We start from the raw sequence: 14,410 nt of genomic DNA, 5'->3' as shown, positions 1-14,410 counted from the left end.
TCCCCGGGGGCCGTAACCTGGAGCCGCCGAGGGGTTCGGGAGGAGCCGGAGGAGCGTCATGGACACGCTGCAGGTGCAGGGCCGGGTCCGCCTGGAGGACCTGCCCGAGGACACGACCTGGCCCCGGCACGAGGTCATCGACGGGAGTCTGCTGGTGACGCCGTGGGCCGGGACGACCCACCAGGCGGTGGTCGGGGACGCCTACTTCGCCCTGCGCAGCGCAGCGCCGCAGACGGTCACGGTCTACCCGGGGGCGAACGTGCGCCACACCCGTGACGGCGAGAGCGACCTGCTGATCCCCGACGTCGTGGTGGCCGCTGCCGCTGCGGGGGGAGGGACCTACCTCGACTCCGGCGACGTGCTGCTGGCGGTGGAGGTCGTGTCCCCCTCCACCCGGCTGACCGACACGGTCACCAAGCGCGCCGTCTACGCCGAGTGGGGCATCCCCCTCCACGTGGTCGTCGACCCGGTCACCCGCACCAGCACCTGGCACGGCGACCCCGGCACGGCCGGGTGGGCCGCGGACGCCCTCGGCGCGATCCTGCCTCCGGCCTGATCCACCCGGGTCGCCGGCCCGGCCCACGGGGTGGAGCCGGCGTCGCGTCAGAGTCGCGGCAGAACAGTCCCACCGACCGGAGGTCCCCCGTGCTCGTCCTGCACGACGTCCGCCGCCCCCTCGGCGGACCAGAGCCCGTCGACGTGGCGCTCGCCGACGGCCGCGTCGTCGCCATCGGCCGCGGGCTCGCGAGCGCCGCGCCGTGGTCGGCGGCCGAGCGCCTCGACGCCCACGGCGCGGTGCTGCTGCCCGGGTTCGTCGACAGCCACGTCCACCTCACCCAGTGGGCCGCCGCGCGCCGGCGCATCGACGTCCTGGGCGCCCGGTCCGCGCTCGAGGTCGCCGAGCTCGTGCGGGCCGGGGCCGGGCCCGGGGACGACCTCGTCGTCGGGCACGGGTACCGCGACGCGCTGTGGGACCGCCCACCGCACCGCGACGTCCTCGACGCCCGCTGCGGCGACCGGCCGGTCCTCGTGGTGGGCGCGGACCTGCACGCCGTCTGGGTGAACTCCGCTGCCGCCCACCGGTTCGGGGTCGGCGAGCCGACCGGGGTGCTGACGGAGGCACCGGCGATGGAGCTGCTGGCGCGGGCGAGCACGGTGCAGGACGCGGTGCAGGACCGCTGGGTCGCCGAGGCCACGACGGCCGCCGCCGCCCGCGGGGTCACCGGCCTGGTCGACCTGGAGTACGCACCGGTCGACGTCTGGTGCCGGCGGGCCGAACCGGCGGTCCGCGTCGCCGCCGGCGTGTGGCCGGACTGGCTGGAGGAGACCATCGCCGCCGGGCGCCGCAGCGGGGACGTCCTGGCCGGTGACCGCGTCCGCGTCGGGCCGGTGAAGTTCGTCGTGGACGGGTCCCTGGGCACCCGGACGGCGTTCTGCCACGAGGAGTACCCCACCGGTGGTCACGGGGTCCTGCGCATCCCGCCCGCCGAGCTGGAGGCCTCGTTGCGGCGGGCCACCGCGCACGGGCTGCAGGTGGCCGTCCACGCCATCGGCGACGACGCCGTGCGCGTCACCCTCGACGCCTTCGCCGCGGCCGGTTGCCGGGGCAGCCTGGAGCACGCCCAGCAGGTCCACCCCGGGGACGTGCCCCGGTTCGCGCGGCTGGGGGTCGTGGCGAGCGTGCAGCCCCGGCACGTCGTCGACGACCGCGACGCCGTGCCCGTGCACTGGCCCGAGGGCGCCGCCCGCGCCTACCGGTACGCCGACCTGCACGCCGCGGGCGCCGACCTGCGGCTCGGGTCCGACGCGCCCGTCGCGCCGCTGGACCCGTGGGACGCCCTGGCCAGCGCGGTGCACCGCACCGTCGACGACCGCGCGCCCTGGCACCCCGACCAGCACCTGCCGTTCGACGTCGCCCTGGCCGCCGCGTGCGGGGGCCGGCGCGGGGTCTTCGTCGGGGACACCGCCGACCTCGTCCTCCTCGCCGAGGACCCCGCGCGCACGTTCGCCGCCGGGGGAGCGCAGGCGTTGCGGCGCAGCGAGGTCGTCGCCACCCTCGTCGGCGGGGTCCTCACGCACCGGGCCGGCTGAGCACCGGTCGGGTCGTGTCCGGGGCCCGTGCCACAGTGACGCCGTGCCCGCCGTCAAGAAGACCGCCGCGAAGTCCCCCGCGAAGAAGGCCGCCGGCGCGGCGCCCGGGATCTCCCCGCACGACCTGGCCCCCGCCCCCGTCGTGCTGCTCGCCGGCTCGGAGGAGGCGCTGGCCGACCGCGCCCTGACGGCGCTGCTGACGCGGATGCGCGGGCTCGACCCGTCCTTCGAGCGCACCGACGTCGCCGCCGCCGGGTACCAGAAGGGGCAGCTGGCGACGTGGACGTCGCCGTCGTTGTTCGACGAGCGCTCCCTCGTGCTCGTCGACGGGGTCGACGCCGCGAGCGAGGCCTTCGTCGAGGACGTCCTGGAGTACCTGCGGGCTCCCGCCGACTCGGTGGTCCTCGTGCTGCGCCACCGCGGGGGCAACCGCGCGAAGAAGGTCCTGGACGCGGCCCGCACGGTCCGGGGGGTGGCCGAGGTGTCCTGCCAGCCGCTCAAGCGGGACCAGGACAAGGTCGACCTCGTCGTCTCCGACGTCCGCCGCGCCCGCCGGTCGATCGACGTGGAGGCCGCCCGTGCCCTCGTCGCGGCCCTCGGCAGCGACCTGGGTGAGCTCGCCGCCGCCGTCGACCAGCTCCTCACCGACACCGAGGGACCCCTCACCGAGGACGCGGTGCACCGCTACCACGGGGGCCGGCGCGAGGCGAGCGGCTTCGAGGTCGCCGACGCGGCCGTGGAGGGGCGCGAGGGGCAGGCGCTGGTCCTGCTGCGCCACGCCGAGGCGACGGGGGTGCCGGCCGTGGTCGTCGTGGCCGCGCTCGCCTCCCGGCTGCGGCAGCTGGCCAAGGTCGCCGGGGCCGGCCGGGGACGGCCGGCCGACCTGGCCCGCGAGCTGGGGATGGCGCCGTGGCTGGTGGAGAAGGCCCAGCGGGAGGTGCGCGGGCTGTCCCCGGAGGGCATGGCCGAGGCGATCCTGGCCGTGGCCGCCGCCGACCACGCGGTCAAGGGCGGTGGCGCGCACGCCGAGCACGCGCTGGAGCGGGCCGTGCGGGTGGTGGCCGCCGCCCGCCGCTGAACGGTCGGGCCCGGACGCACGGAGGGCCGGCCCCCGACGGGGACCGGCCCTCCGGTGAGGATCCGAGGATCAGGCCTTGGCCGCAGCCTTGGAGATGGCCGACTTGCGGTTGGCCGCCTGGTTCTTGTGGATGACGCCCTTGCTCACGGCCTTGTCGAGCTTGCGGTTGGCGACCTTCAGCGTCGCCTGCGCCTTCTCGGTGTCGCCGGCGGCCAGGGCCTGGCGGAACGCGCGCACCGCGGTGCGCAGCTCCGACTTCACGGCCTTGTTGCGCAGGCGCGCCTTCTCGTTCGTGAGGATGCGCTTCTTCTGCGACTTGATGTTCGCCACGTGCTCCGTCTTCCTGTCGGTCTGGATCAGTGTCAGAGGGCGATCGCTCCACCGGGGACTCCGGCGTGGGGACACCGGGAGGGACGGCGGGTGACCGTGACCTCCGCACGCAGCGAAGGCATCGTCAAGGTTACCAGCGCGGGCACGGGGCCGGGGACACCGGGGGCGGCCCGCTCAGGGGGCCGTCGAGGCGGGGTCCTGGGCGCTGCGGGCCCGGCGCCGGCGGACCAGCCACCACAGCGGGAGGCCGACCACCGCGGCCGGGACGAGGAAGGGCAGCAGAACGCCGGCGACGAGGGCGGCGAGCCGCACGGCCCCGCCCAGCGCGTCCCACCCCGCGGCCAGCCCGGCGAGGAACCCCGGACCGGTGGTGGCGGTGGCCGGCGGGGCGTCGCGGGTCAGGTCGACGTCCACGGTCGCCAGCGCGGTCTGGTCGGCCAGCACCCGCTGGCGGGCCTGCAGGGCCTCCAGGTCGGCCTCCCGGCGGGCGATCTCGCCCTCGACGGCGAGGACGTCGGGGATCGTCGTCGCCTGCGGCAGCCGGGAGCGGAACGTGTCCAGGACGGCCCGGGCGGAGGTGACGCGGCTGTCGACGTCGGCGACCTCGGCGGTGACGTCGGTGCTCGTCGTGGTCCGGTCGGTCTCCCGGCCCAGCCCGGCGAGGTCGTCGAGGACGCCGGGGTACGCCGGTGCCGGCACGCGCAGCGTCAGGTGGGCGGTCTCGACCCCGTCCGCGCCGCCGGACCGGCTCGCCGCCACGATCCCGCCCACCGCCGTCGTGCGGGCCGTGGCCGCCCGGACCGCGGCGGGCACGTCGGGGACCCGCACGGCCAGGGTGGCGGTGGAGACCACGGCCCGGCCCGGCGCCGCGACGTCCACGCCCGCCTGGTCCTGGGCCGCTGCCCCGGCCTGCGCCGCCGACCCGCCCCCGGCGGTGCCCGCGGTCTCGGCCGCGGGACCCCCGGTGGAGCCGGCGGAGTCGGCGCCGCCGCCGGTGCAGGCCGCGGCCCCCAGCAGCAGGCCCAGGGCCAGGACGGGGGCCAGGGCGGGGGCGGCCCACCGGCGGGCGCGGCCGGGCGCGCGGCCGGGCGCGGGGCCGGAGGCGGGAGCGGGGGCAGGGGTGGGAGCGCGCATCGGACACCTCCGTCGGGGCGGCCGCCGTGACCGCGGCGCTGGGACGCCGCGACCGGCCCGGCGGTTCCGCTCGTGCGACCATGGGGGCTGCCCGTCCGTCCGACCGAGAGGTGCCCCCCGCCCGTGTCCCCGAGAGCCGCCGACGCACCGGCACCGGCCGCGACCGCGCCGCAGCTGCTGCGCAACTTCTGCATCATCGCCCACATCGACCACGGCAAGTCGACGCTGGCCGACCGGATGCTGCAGCTGACCGGCGTCGTGGACGAGCGGGCCATGCGCGCGCAGTACCTCGACCGGATGGACATCGAGCGCGAGCGCGGCATCACGATCAAGTCGCAGGCCGTGCGCATGCCCTGGGACGTCGACGGCACGGCGTACGCCCTGAACATGATCGACACCCCGGGGCACGTCGACTTCACCTACGAGGTGTCCCGCTCGCTGGCCGCCTGCGAGGGCGCGGTGCTGCTGGTGGACGCCGCGCAGGGCATCGAGGCGCAGACCCTGGCGAACCTCTACCTCGCCATGGAGAACGACCTCACGATCATCCCGGTCCTCAACAAGATCGACCTGCCCGCGGCCCAGCCGGAGAAGTTCGCCGAGGAGCTGGCCAAGCTCATCGGCTGCGAACCGGACGACTGCCTGCGCGTCTCGGGCAAGACCGGCGTGGGCGTCGACGTGCTGCTGGACCACATCGTCCGGCAGATCCCGGCCCCCGTGGGTGACCCGGACGCCCCGGCCCGCGCGATGATCTTCGACTCGGTCTACGACACCTACCGCGGTGTCGTGACGTACGTCCGCGTGGTCGACGGCAGCCTGTCCCCGCGCGAGCGCATCGCGATGATGTCGACGAAGGCCACGCACGAACTGCTGGAGATCGGGGTCAGCTCCCCCGAACCCACCCCCTCGCGCGGGCTGGGCGTGGGGGAGGTCGGTTACCTCATCACCGGGGTGAAGGACGTCCGGCAGTCCAAGGTCGGCGACACCGTCACCAACGCGGCCAAACCCTCCGCGCAGGCCCTCGGCGGGTACCGCGACCCCAAGCCGATGGTGTTCTCCGGGCTGTACCCGATCGACGGGTCGGACTACCCGCTGCTGCGCGACGCGCTCGACAAGCTCAAGCTCAACGACGCCGCGCTCACCTACGAACCCGAGACGTCGGTGGCGCTGGGGTTCGGGTTCCGCATCGGGTTCCTCGGCCTGCTGCACCTGGAGATCGTGCGCGAGCGCCTGGAGCGGGAGTTCAACCTCGACCTCATCTCGACCGCGCCGAGCGTGCCGTACGAGGTGACGCTGGAGGACAAGCGGGTCGTGGAGGTGACGAACCCCTCGGAGTTCCCCGAGGGCAAGATCGCCGAGGTGCGTGAACCCGTCGTGCGCGCCACGATCCTGGCCCCCTCGGACTTCATCGGCGCCATCATGGAGCTGTGCCAGCAGCGCCGCGGTGACCTGCAGGGCATGGACTACCTGTCCGAGGACCGCGTGGAGATGCGCTACCGGCTGCCGCTGGCCGAGATCGTCTTCGACTTCTTCGACCAGTTGAAGTCCCGCACCCGCGGGTACGCCTCCCTGGACTACGACGTGGACGGCGAGCAGGCCGCGGACCTGGTCAAGGTCGACGTGCTGCTGCAGGGCGAGCAGGTCGACGCGTTCAGCCAGATCGTGCACCGCGAGAAGGCCTACGGCTACGGCGTGATGATGGCCGGCAAGCTCAAGGACCTCATCCCGCGCCAGCAGTTCGAGGTGCCGATCCAGGCCGCCATCGGGGCCCGGGTCATCGCCCGCGAGAACGTGCGCGCGATCCGCAAGGACGTCCTGGCCAAGTGCTACGGCGGTGACATCACCCGCAAGCGCAAGCTGCTGGAGAAGCAGAAGGAGGGGAAGAAGCGGATGAAGATGGTCGGGCGGGTCGAGGTGCCCCAGGAGGCCTTCATCGCCGCGCTGTCCTCCGACGCCTCCGGGGACAAGCCCAAGGAGAAGAACGCCAAGAAGTGAGGCGCCGCGTGCCGTGACCGCGCGCCGGGACGGCCCGCTCCCCGTCGGGGGCGGGCCGTCCGTGCGTGGGGCGGGTTCAGGCGGTGCGGACCGCCCGGAACACCACGTCCTCGGCGTGGTGGGAGCTGACCGCTCCGGCGGGTCGCGGCCTGGTCTCGTGCACCTCCACGCGCCACCGCCCGGACGCCGCTACGGCCGCGGCGATCTCCTCGATCCCCACGTACGCCTGCGGATCCCACAGGACCGTCCGCTCGGCGGGGTCGACCGGTTCGCCGGCACGGTGCGGTGCGTGCCCGACGACGAGCAGCATCCCGCCGGTCGCGACCGCGTCGAGCAGGGTGTGCAGACCTCGCTGGTCCGGCGTCCGGTGGAAGGAGCCGTACTGCAGGCTGACCAGGTCGTACGTCCGGCCCTCCAGACCGGCCAGGTCGTTCACGTCGCGGTGCAGGGTTTCGACGGCCGTCCCGCGGCGGGTGGCTTCGGCGCGGATCCGGGCCAGGGCCCGGTCGGAGACGTCGGAGGCGGTGACCTCCCACCCGTTCTCGGCCAGCCACAGCGCGTCCGCGCCCTCGCCGGCGCCCACGTCCAGGGCCCGCCCCGGAGGCGTGCCGGTGAGTTCGGCGACCAGGGTGCCGTTCGGGTTCGCGCTCCAGACGCGGTCGGTCCCGCCGTACCGGTCGTCCCACTCGGCCTGCACCCCCGAGGGGCGGGTGCCGGTGGCGACGTCCTCGGCGGCGAGGCTGAAGGCGATCTGCGCACCGACGAAGCTCCCGTGCGCCGCCGCCGGCAGGACCTGCAGCGCGGGGTCGGTGACGTTGCCCGCGGCGAAGACGCCGTCCACGGTCGTGCTGCCGGTCGGGTCGGCGACCAGGACGTCGCCGAGGCCGCTGGGGTGCAGTGCGGTGGCCACCCCCAGTCCCTCGAGCATCGAGGTCCGTGCGGCGAAGCGACCGCCGGTCAGCACCGCGTCCGCCGGCAGCGCCCTCCCGTCCCCGAGCTCGACGACCAGAGCTCCGTCGTCCCCGTCGCCGACGCGGGCCACGGTGGCCTCCAGGACCGGCACCCCGGACTCGGTCAGCGCCCGGACCGCCACCGGGTCGACTCCCGCGCCGTCGTGCAGCACGACGGTGAGCCGGTCGGTCAGGTGCCGCACCAGCGGCGTGGGGTGCAACCCCGCCGGTGAGGTGACGATCTGGACCACGCGCCGGTCCCGGACCTCGTAGCCGTGGCAGAACGGGCAGTGGATGACCTGCCGTCCCCAGCGCTGCGCCAGACCGGGGATGTCGGGCAGTTCGTCGACGATGCCGGTGGCGACCAGGACCCGGCGGGCGCGCAGCCGGTTCCCGCCCGTCAGGGCGAGGTCGAACCCGCCGTCGGGTCCGGTGCCGATCCCCAGGACGCGCCCGGTGAGGACCTCCCCGCCGTAGCCGCGCACCTCCTCCCGCCCCCTGGCCACCAGGTCCCCCGGCGGCAGGCCGTCGTGGCCGAGGAAGCCGTGCATGTGCGCGGCGGGGGCGTTGCGAGGGGTTCCGTCGTCGACGACGAGGACCGACCGGCGCTGACGGACCAGTTGCAGCGCAGCGGCCAGGCCCGCGGCCGAACCGCCGACGACGGCGACGTCGCAGGTGCGGGCGGAGGGCGGGGGCGAGGCGGTCCCGTCGTGCCCGGGGGAGTTCGAGGTCATGTCCCGAACGGTAGGCACCGCCGGCCCGGCCGTCGTCGTTCGTTGCCGGACCGGCAAGGAGTGACCGGCGGGTCGCCGGCCGCGGTGACCGCCCTAGGCTCGGCACCGTGTCCCGGAACCCCCGCTCCCGTCGTCGCGTCGGGGTGCTGCCCGGTCTGCTGGTCGCCCTGTCCCCGGTGTCCCAGCTGGGGTTCACCCCGGTCTCGGTGGTGCTGGGGGAACGGCTGGGCCTGAGCGTCGGGCAGGTCGGGCTGACCGTCGGGGTCTACGCCGCGGCCGCCGCCCTCGCCACGGCCGTCCTCGGTCCCGTCGTCGACCTCGTCGCACCCCGCCGGGTGCTGCCCGTCGCCGTCACCGCCAACGTCCTGCTCTCGGCGGCGCTGCTGCTGGACCCGGGGTACGCCGGGGTCCTGCTGGCCCGGGTCCTGACCGGGGTCGCCAACAGCGCCCTCGTCCTGTGCGCAGCCGTCCTCGTCGCCGACGCCCTCCGCGACGACCCCGGCGGGCGGGACCGGGGGTTCTCGGTCCTGCAGACGTTCACGAGCCTGGGCGCGGTCGTCGGTCTCGGCCTCGGCGCGGCCGCCGCCGGGCTGGGGGCGCCCGCGGTGTGGTCGTGGACGGTGGTGGCCTACGGGCTCCTCGTCCTGGTCCTGACCCCGTTCACCGTGCGCCGGATGCCCCCCGCCCGCGCCCGTCCCGCCGGTCCGGGGGCCCGCACGGGGCTGCGGACCGTCGTGCGGGAGGCGTCGCTGGCCCTGCGGGTGCCGCGCACGGCGGCCCTGCTGCTGGCCGCCGCCGGTGTCGGGTGGGCGATCCAGGCCACCCACTACGCGGTGAGCCTGCTCGCGCAGGACCTCGATCCGCCGCTGGCGCAACGCATCGCGCTGTCGGTGATGATCCCGGCCGGGGTGTTCCTGGGGGCCGGCGCCAACCAGGTCGTCCTCGGCCGGCGCAGCGCCGAGGACCTGTTCCGCCGCACCTACCCCGCCCTGCCGCTCGCCTGCGCGGTGCTGGCCCTCGTCGTCGGCGGCCGCGGGGACGGCGCGGTGGCCCTCCTGCTCGTGCTGCTCGTCGGCCTCGGGGTCGTCCTGGGGATGCTCATGCCCCTGAGCCCCGCCGTCCTCGTGGGGTGGCACCCGGACCTGCGCGGCAGCGTCACGGCCGCCGACTCCGTGGCCAAGGGCCTGGGCTCGACGCTCAGCCCCGTCGTGCTCGGGGCGGTGGCCGCGGCCACCTCCCTCGGCGGCGGGTTCCTCGTCCTGGCCGGCGTCGCGGCGCTCGCGGCCGTGTGCGCGCGGGCGCCCCGGCCGGCGCTCTGACACGCTGCCGTGCGTGCGGACGATCCGGGGTGCGGTGCTCGAACGGTCCGGCGCGCCGCGCCCCTACGCGAGGAGCCGCCCGCTCGTCGTCACCGAGGTCCAGCTCGACGACCCCGGCCCCGGGGAACTGCTGGTGCGCGTCGAGGCGGCGGGCCTGTGCCACTCCGACCTGTCCGTCGTCGACGGCAACCGGCCCCGGCCGCTGCCGATGCTGCTGGGCCACGAGAGCGCCGGGACCGTCGAGGCCGTGGGGCCGGGCGTCGGGGACGTCGCGCCGGGGGACCGCGTGGTCACGACGTTCCTGCCCCGGTGCGAGGACTGCGCCGCCTGCGCGACGGGTGGCCGGATCCCCTGCGCGAGGGGCAGCGCGACGAACGCCGAGGGCGTCCTGCCCTCGGGCGCGCGGCGGCTGAGCCGGGACGGCATGCCCGTCCACCACCACCTCGGGGTCTCGGCGTTCGCCACCCACGCCGTCGTCGACCGCCGCTCGGTCGTCCCGGTCCCGCCCGACGTGCCCGCCGACCTCGCCGCGCTGCTGGGGTGCGCCGTGCTCACCGGCGGCGGCGCGGTCCGGAACGCCGCCCGGCCCGAACCCGGCGAGACGCTCGCGGTCGTCGGCCTGGGCGGGGTGGGGATGGCCGCGCTGCTCGTCGCCGCGGGCCTGGACGGGGTGCGCACCTTGGCGGTGGACACCTCGCCGGACAAGCTGCGGACCGCGCGGGAGCTCGGCGCCGACGAGGTCGCCACCCCGCAGGAGCTGGCGGCCTCGGGCCGGCGGGTGGAGAAGGTCGTGGAGGCCGCGGGGTCCGCCCGTGCGTTCGAGACGGCCTTCGCGGCGACGGCCGTGGGCGGTACGACGGTCACCGTGGGCCTGCCCGCACCCGGCTCGCACGTCGCCCTCGACCCGCTCGTGCTGACCGCCGAGGCGCGCACCGTGGTCGGCAGCTACCTCGGCTCGGCCGTCCCTGCCCGCGACGTCCCGCAGTACGTGCAGATGTGGCGGGAGGGCCGGTTGCCGCTGGAACGGCTCGTGTCCGGGCACCTCGGGCTGGACGAGATCGGCTCCGGGTTCGACCGGCTGGCCGACGCGACGGTCCTGCGGTTGGTGCTCACCCCGTAGCGGGGGTCCACCCGAGCCGGGGTCCGAGGTGCGTCGCCATGTCGGTGAGGATCTGCACGTAGTCCTCGTGCTCGAACCCGAACGGCAGGGCGAACACGACCTCCTCGACGAGCTGGAACCCCGCGTCGGCCCACAACCGCTCGGCCAGTTCGGCGCTCGTGCCCAGCAGGTCCTGCGCGAACAGCAGCCGCCCGGGCCCCTGCGGGACCCCGACCCGCGCCGAGCGGTGCTCGACGTAGGCGCGGTACCGCTCGCGCTGCGCCGCGCTCGCGGAGTCGGTGGGGATGACGACGAGCCCCTGCGACGTGCGCCCGGTGGGGTTCAGCTCCCGGTAGGCGTGCAGGTGCGCGGCCTGGATCGTCGGGAAGTCGGTGGAACCGTCCTCGGCGCGCACGACGCTGGAGGCCAGCAGGTGCAACCCCTGCTGCCCGGTCCACTGCGCCGAGCGCAGGCTCGCCCCGCCGTACCAGAGCCGGTCGGCCAACCCGGGGGAGTGCGGTTCGACGCGGTCGGAGAACACCTCGACGCCCTGCGTGCCGGCGACGTCGCTGGCCTCGTCCCCGCGCAGGAACCGGTGCAGCCGCAGGACCCGCTCGTAGCCGAAGTCCTCGACGTCGGCGGTGTCCGGGTACAGCGAGGACTTCACGTGCTCGAACTGCATCGGCGGGCCGACGCTGACGCCCGGTTGCAACCTCCCGCCCGCCAGCACGTCGACGGTCCCGAGGTCCTCGGCCAGCCGCAGCGGGTTCTCCCACCCCAGCGGGGTGACGGCCGTCCCGAGGTGGATGCGGGTCGTGCGCTGGGTCAGCGCGGCCAGGACCGCGACGGGGGAGGAGATCCCCGGTTGCAGGTGGCGGTGGCGCAGCCAGGCGCTGTCGAACCCGAGGCGCTCGCCGAGCTCCACGACGCGCAGGGTGCTCTCGTGCCCCGGCCGCGGGTCGGCCGGGTCGAACGACCCGATGGTGAGGAACCCCATGCGCCGCAACGGCGCTCCCTGCTGCGGCACGTCAGACCGTCCCTTCGAAACCCGCGCTCGCGGTGACCGTCCCCGGAGCGACCTCGGTGAAACCCCCGTCGCGCACGTCCACCCGGTCCGCGGGGGCCAGCACGACGGGGCCGGTGACGACGCGGACGCCGAAACCGCTGCGGCGCCAGGCGCCGGTGTGCGGGAGGCGCTCGTACGCCAGCTGCGCGGCGTGACCGACCTGGGCCGCGGCCTTGCCCGTCGTCATCGCGACCCCCGGCGTCAGCCGGACCGTCAGCACCCCGTCCGGCCCGGGGACCGCGAGGTCGTCGGGGTCGTCGAGGTCCAGCCCACCGACCTGCAGCGGGCGCAGCAGGTCCGGGACCTCCTCGCGCGGGTGCGGGGCGAACACCCGCACGACGGCGTCGCCGGACGCCGCCTCGCTGTGCGCCAGCGCGGCCGTGCGCTCCCACGCCGCCCCGCGGGCGCGGCGGCAGATCTTGCGGATGCGCCGGTCCCGCCACGCCTGCACCGCGGCGTGCAGCTCCCCGTCGGGGTCGGTGACGCGCGGGTCGTCCAGCAGCAGCACGACGGCGCGCGCCGCGGCGACGAGGACGTCGGTGTGCGCGGGGCGGCGCCGGCCGGGGGCGTCGCGTTCGACGCGGGCGACGAGCGAGAGCGACCAGGGGTCGGGTTCGTCCTCGACGGGCACCCGTGGCTCCGGTCCGCTCACCGCAGGCCGCGCCGGTCCAGGAACCGCAACTGCCGCTGGACCTGGAACCCGATCCCGCCGGCGTGGTCGGCGAACTCCCACACGTCGATCTCGCGGTCCTCGTGGCCCCAGCGGTTGTAGGCGGCGAACACCGTCGAGGGCGGGCAGACCGGGTCCATGAGGGCGACGCTGAACAGCGCCGGGACCCGGGCGCGGGAGGCCAGGTTCGCGCCGTCGACGTGGGCCAGCGTGGCGAAGGCGCGCTCGACGTTCTCCGGGGAGTGCCGGCGCAGGTAGTCCACGACCTCCAGGTAGGGACCGTCACCGGCGACGTGGGTCCCGCGCCGGACGTGGCACAGGAACGGGACGTCGACGAGCGCGGCGGCGACGCGGTCCCCGGACAGCGCGGCCGCGGCGATGGAGAACGCCCCGCCCTGGCTGCCGCCGCGCACGACGATCCGGGAGGTGTCGACCTCGATCCCGAGACCGGGCAGGGCGTGGGCGACGTCGACCGCGCGGGCGCAGTCGACGAGGGCGCGGCGGTAGTAGTACGTGCGCGGGTCCTCGATGCCCTTGGTCATGAACCCCCGCGCCCACTGCCCGCCGGTGACGTCGGGGTCGGGGTCGGGGGTGTCGTGGCCCTGCCCGCGGGTGTCCACGACGAGGTGGGCGAAACCGGCCGCGGCCCAGGCGGTCCGGTCCACCGGCAGCCCGCGCCCGCCGGAGTAGCCGATGAACTCCACCACGACCGGCAACGGCCCGGGCAGGTGCGCGGGGCGGACCAGCCAGGCGGCGATGCGGTCCCCGCCCCACCCCGCGAACCGGACGTCCTGGACGTGCAGCGCCGGCAGCGCCGGGCCCGTGCACGGGGTCAGCTCGACGTCGAGGTCGTGGCGGCGGGCCTGGGCCAGGCTCCCGGCCCAGAACGCGTCGAGGTCGGCGGGTTCGGCCAGGTCGGTGTCGTCCCCGCGGTAGGTGCGGAGCTCGTCCAGGGGCAGGTCGGTCAGCGGCACGCCCCGACGCTACTGCCCGGCCCCACCGCCCGTCCCGCCCTCCTCACGCGGGGACGGGCGCGGCGGTGGCGCGGAACTGCTCGAGGGTGTCGCGCAGCGCGGCGAGGATGTAGTCCGGCACCCGCATCCCCTGGTCCCGCGCCCACAGCAGCTCGCGCTCCACGAGGCCGATCTGGGCGCCGAAGTCCTCGACCTTCTCGTGCAGGCCCAGCGTCGTGAGGACCCCGCCGAACTGGGCGCGGTGCTGCGGGGTGTGGGCGCCGACGGGGCTGAAGGAGGCCCGCCGCAGCACCCGGGCCAGCCGCAGCTGCCAGGGCGAGAGGACGTTCTGCTGGAACATCTCCGTCGCCGAGAGCCGGTAGAAGGCGAAGTGCCCCGGCTCCTGCCGGCGGATCGGCTGGACGACGGTGCGCGAGACGGCGTCCTCGCCCATCTCGTCGAGCCCGTCGACGAGCAGGTTGTAGGCGACCACCGCGGCCTTCTCCGTCGCGGCCCCCGTCAGGTAGTACAGCAGCCGCGCGACCTCCTGGACGGGCCTGAGGTGGGCCAGGGAGCCGAGGATGCGGATCTTCGGGCTCACGTGGTCGGTGTTCGGGTCGGCCGGGGACAGGTCGATGTCCTGCTGGAGCCGGTCGAGGATGAGGCCGTGCTGGATCTCCTGCGGCTGCCAGACGTCGGCGTAGAAGAGCCGGTCGGTCTCGGAGACGTCCGGCAGCAGGGTCAGCAGCTCCAGGACGTTGCGGTCGACCTCCAGCTCGACGCGGGCCAGGTAGTCGATGACGTGCCCGAAGCGCTCGCGCACCCCGCGGGGGTCGTGGACCGTGCGGTCGACCGAGTCCAGCGGGATGGGCGGGTACTTCTCGCCCAGGCGCAGGACGTGGTCGCGGATGTCCCCGGGGGTGATGATCTTGCGCGACACGTGCACTCCTGCTTCGAGGTCGAACCGGACGAGAGTCCCCCGGGACAGTGTGCA

General features: G+C 75.6%; 13 protein-coding genes. 6 read left to right on the top strand and 7 right to left on the bottom strand.

Annotated features, from left to right (window positions below; genetic code table 11):
- Positions 1 to 58 precede the first annotated feature (58 nt).
- From AB2L27_RS05625 to holA, 3 genes are all read left to right on the top strand, one after another.
- Positions 59 to 556, top strand: a complete 498-nt coding sequence (locus AB2L27_RS05625; protein ID WP_370440494.1) for a Uma2 family endonuclease — start codon at positions 59 to 61, stop codon at positions 554 to 556.
- An 89-nt stretch (positions 557 to 645) separates the two neighbouring features.
- Positions 646 to 2,091 (top strand): amidohydrolase, encoded by a 1,446-nt coding sequence (locus AB2L27_RS05620; protein WP_370440493.1) that lies wholly within the window; start codon positions 646 to 648, stop codon positions 2,089 to 2,091.
- Between the two features lie 43 nt (positions 2,092 to 2,134).
- Complete coding sequence (gene holA / locus AB2L27_RS05615) at positions 2,135 to 3,169, top strand: DNA polymerase III subunit delta (protein WP_370440492.1); 1,035 nt, start codon at positions 2,135 to 2,137, stop codon at positions 3,167 to 3,169.
- 69 nt (positions 3,170 to 3,238) lie between these two features.
- Here holA and rpsT read toward each other — a convergent pair whose 3' ends face one another.
- Positions 3,239 to 3,499 carry a 30S ribosomal protein S20 gene (gene rpsT / locus AB2L27_RS05610; RefSeq protein WP_370440491.1) on the bottom strand — a complete coding sequence of 87 codons (261 nt, stop codon included), beginning with the start codon at positions 3,497 to 3,499 and terminating at the stop codon, positions 3,239 to 3,241.
- 174 nt (positions 3,500 to 3,673) lie between these two features.
- A complete protein-coding gene (locus tag AB2L27_RS05605; RefSeq protein WP_370440490.1) occupies positions 3,674 to 4,633 on the bottom strand; it encodes a DUF4349 domain-containing protein in 960 nt (319 codons plus the stop codon).
- A 123-nt stretch (positions 4,634 to 4,756) separates the two neighbouring features.
- Here AB2L27_RS05605 and lepA point away from each other — a divergent pair, with 123 nt between their 5' ends.
- Positions 4,757 to 6,625, top strand: a complete 1,869-nt coding sequence (gene lepA / locus AB2L27_RS05600) for a translation elongation factor 4 (protein ID WP_370440489.1) — start codon at positions 4,757 to 4,759, stop codon at positions 6,623 to 6,625.
- A 76-nt stretch (positions 6,626 to 6,701) separates the two neighbouring features.
- Here the strand turns inward: lepA and AB2L27_RS05595 are convergent, their stop codons facing one another.
- Positions 6,702 to 8,309 carry an FAD-dependent oxidoreductase gene (locus tag AB2L27_RS05595; protein WP_370440488.1) on the bottom strand — a complete coding sequence of 536 codons (1,608 nt, stop codon included), beginning with the start codon at positions 8,307 to 8,309 and terminating at the stop codon, positions 6,702 to 6,704.
- Positions 8,310 to 8,416: 107 nt separating this feature from the next.
- On the opposite strand from AB2L27_RS05595, the gene AB2L27_RS05590 reads away from it, so the two are divergent.
- The gene (locus AB2L27_RS05590; RefSeq protein WP_370440487.1) at positions 8,417 to 9,628 is read left to right on the top strand and encodes an MFS transporter; all 1,212 of its coding nucleotides are present in this window, start codon (positions 8,417 to 8,419) and stop codon (positions 9,626 to 9,628) included.
- A 13-nt stretch (positions 9,629 to 9,641) separates the two neighbouring features.
- Positions 9,642 to 10,748: an alcohol dehydrogenase catalytic domain-containing protein gene (locus AB2L27_RS05585; RefSeq protein WP_370440486.1), complete on the top strand. Its 1,107-nt coding sequence runs from the start codon at positions 9,642 to 9,644 to the stop codon at positions 10,746 to 10,748.
- On the opposite strand, the gene AB2L27_RS05580 is transcribed toward AB2L27_RS05585, so the two are convergent.
- The 4 genes from AB2L27_RS05580 to AB2L27_RS05565 are packed head-to-tail and all read right to left on the bottom strand — an operon-like array spanning position 10,738 to position 14,356.
- Entirely contained in the window at positions 10,738 to 11,754 is a 1,017-nt protein-coding gene (locus tag AB2L27_RS05580) for an LLM class flavin-dependent oxidoreductase (RefSeq protein WP_370440485.1), read from the bottom strand. The two genes, AB2L27_RS05585 and AB2L27_RS05580, sit on opposite strands and share 11 nt — an antisense overlap.
- 1 nt (position 11,755) lies before the next feature.
- A complete protein-coding gene (locus AB2L27_RS05575; protein ID WP_370440484.1) occupies positions 11,756 to 12,424 on the bottom strand; it encodes an aminoacyl-tRNA hydrolase in 669 nt (222 codons plus the stop codon).
- A gap of 17 nt (positions 12,425 to 12,441) precedes the next feature.
- On the bottom strand, positions 12,442 to 13,437 hold the full coding sequence (locus AB2L27_RS05570; RefSeq protein ID WP_370440483.1) for an acetylxylan esterase: 996 nt from the start codon (positions 13,435 to 13,437) through the stop codon (positions 12,442 to 12,444).
- 43 nt (positions 13,438 to 13,480) lie between these two features.
- The gene (locus AB2L27_RS05565) at positions 13,481 to 14,356 is read right to left on the bottom strand and encodes a GTP-binding protein LepA (protein WP_370440482.1); all 876 of its coding nucleotides are present in this window, start codon (positions 14,354 to 14,356) and stop codon (positions 13,481 to 13,483) included.
- Between the last annotated feature and the right edge of the window lie 54 nt (positions 14,357 to 14,410).

It is taken from the genome of Kineococcus halophytocola, from assembly GCF_041276425.1.
GTDB classification, from domain to species: Bacteria; Actinomycetota; Actinomycetes; order Actinomycetales; family Kineococcaceae; genus Kineococcus; species Kineococcus halophytocola.
This window is presented reverse-complemented; position numbering and strand designations above follow the sequence as displayed.

Bases quoted from the DNA above. Each gene is read 5' to 3' on its own strand.
- AB2L27_RS05605 (WP_370440490.1), bottom strand. From the start codon at position 4,633: ATGCGCGCTCCCACCCCTGCCCCCGCTCCCGCCTCCGGCCCCGCGCCC.
- AB2L27_RS05625 (WP_370440494.1), top strand. From the start codon at position 59: ATGGACACGCTGCAGGTGCAGGGCCGGGTCCGCCTGGAGGACCTGCCC.
- AB2L27_RS05595 (WP_370440488.1), bottom strand. From the start codon at position 8,309: ATGACCTCGAACTCCCCCGGGCACGACGGGACCGCCTCGCCCCCGCCC.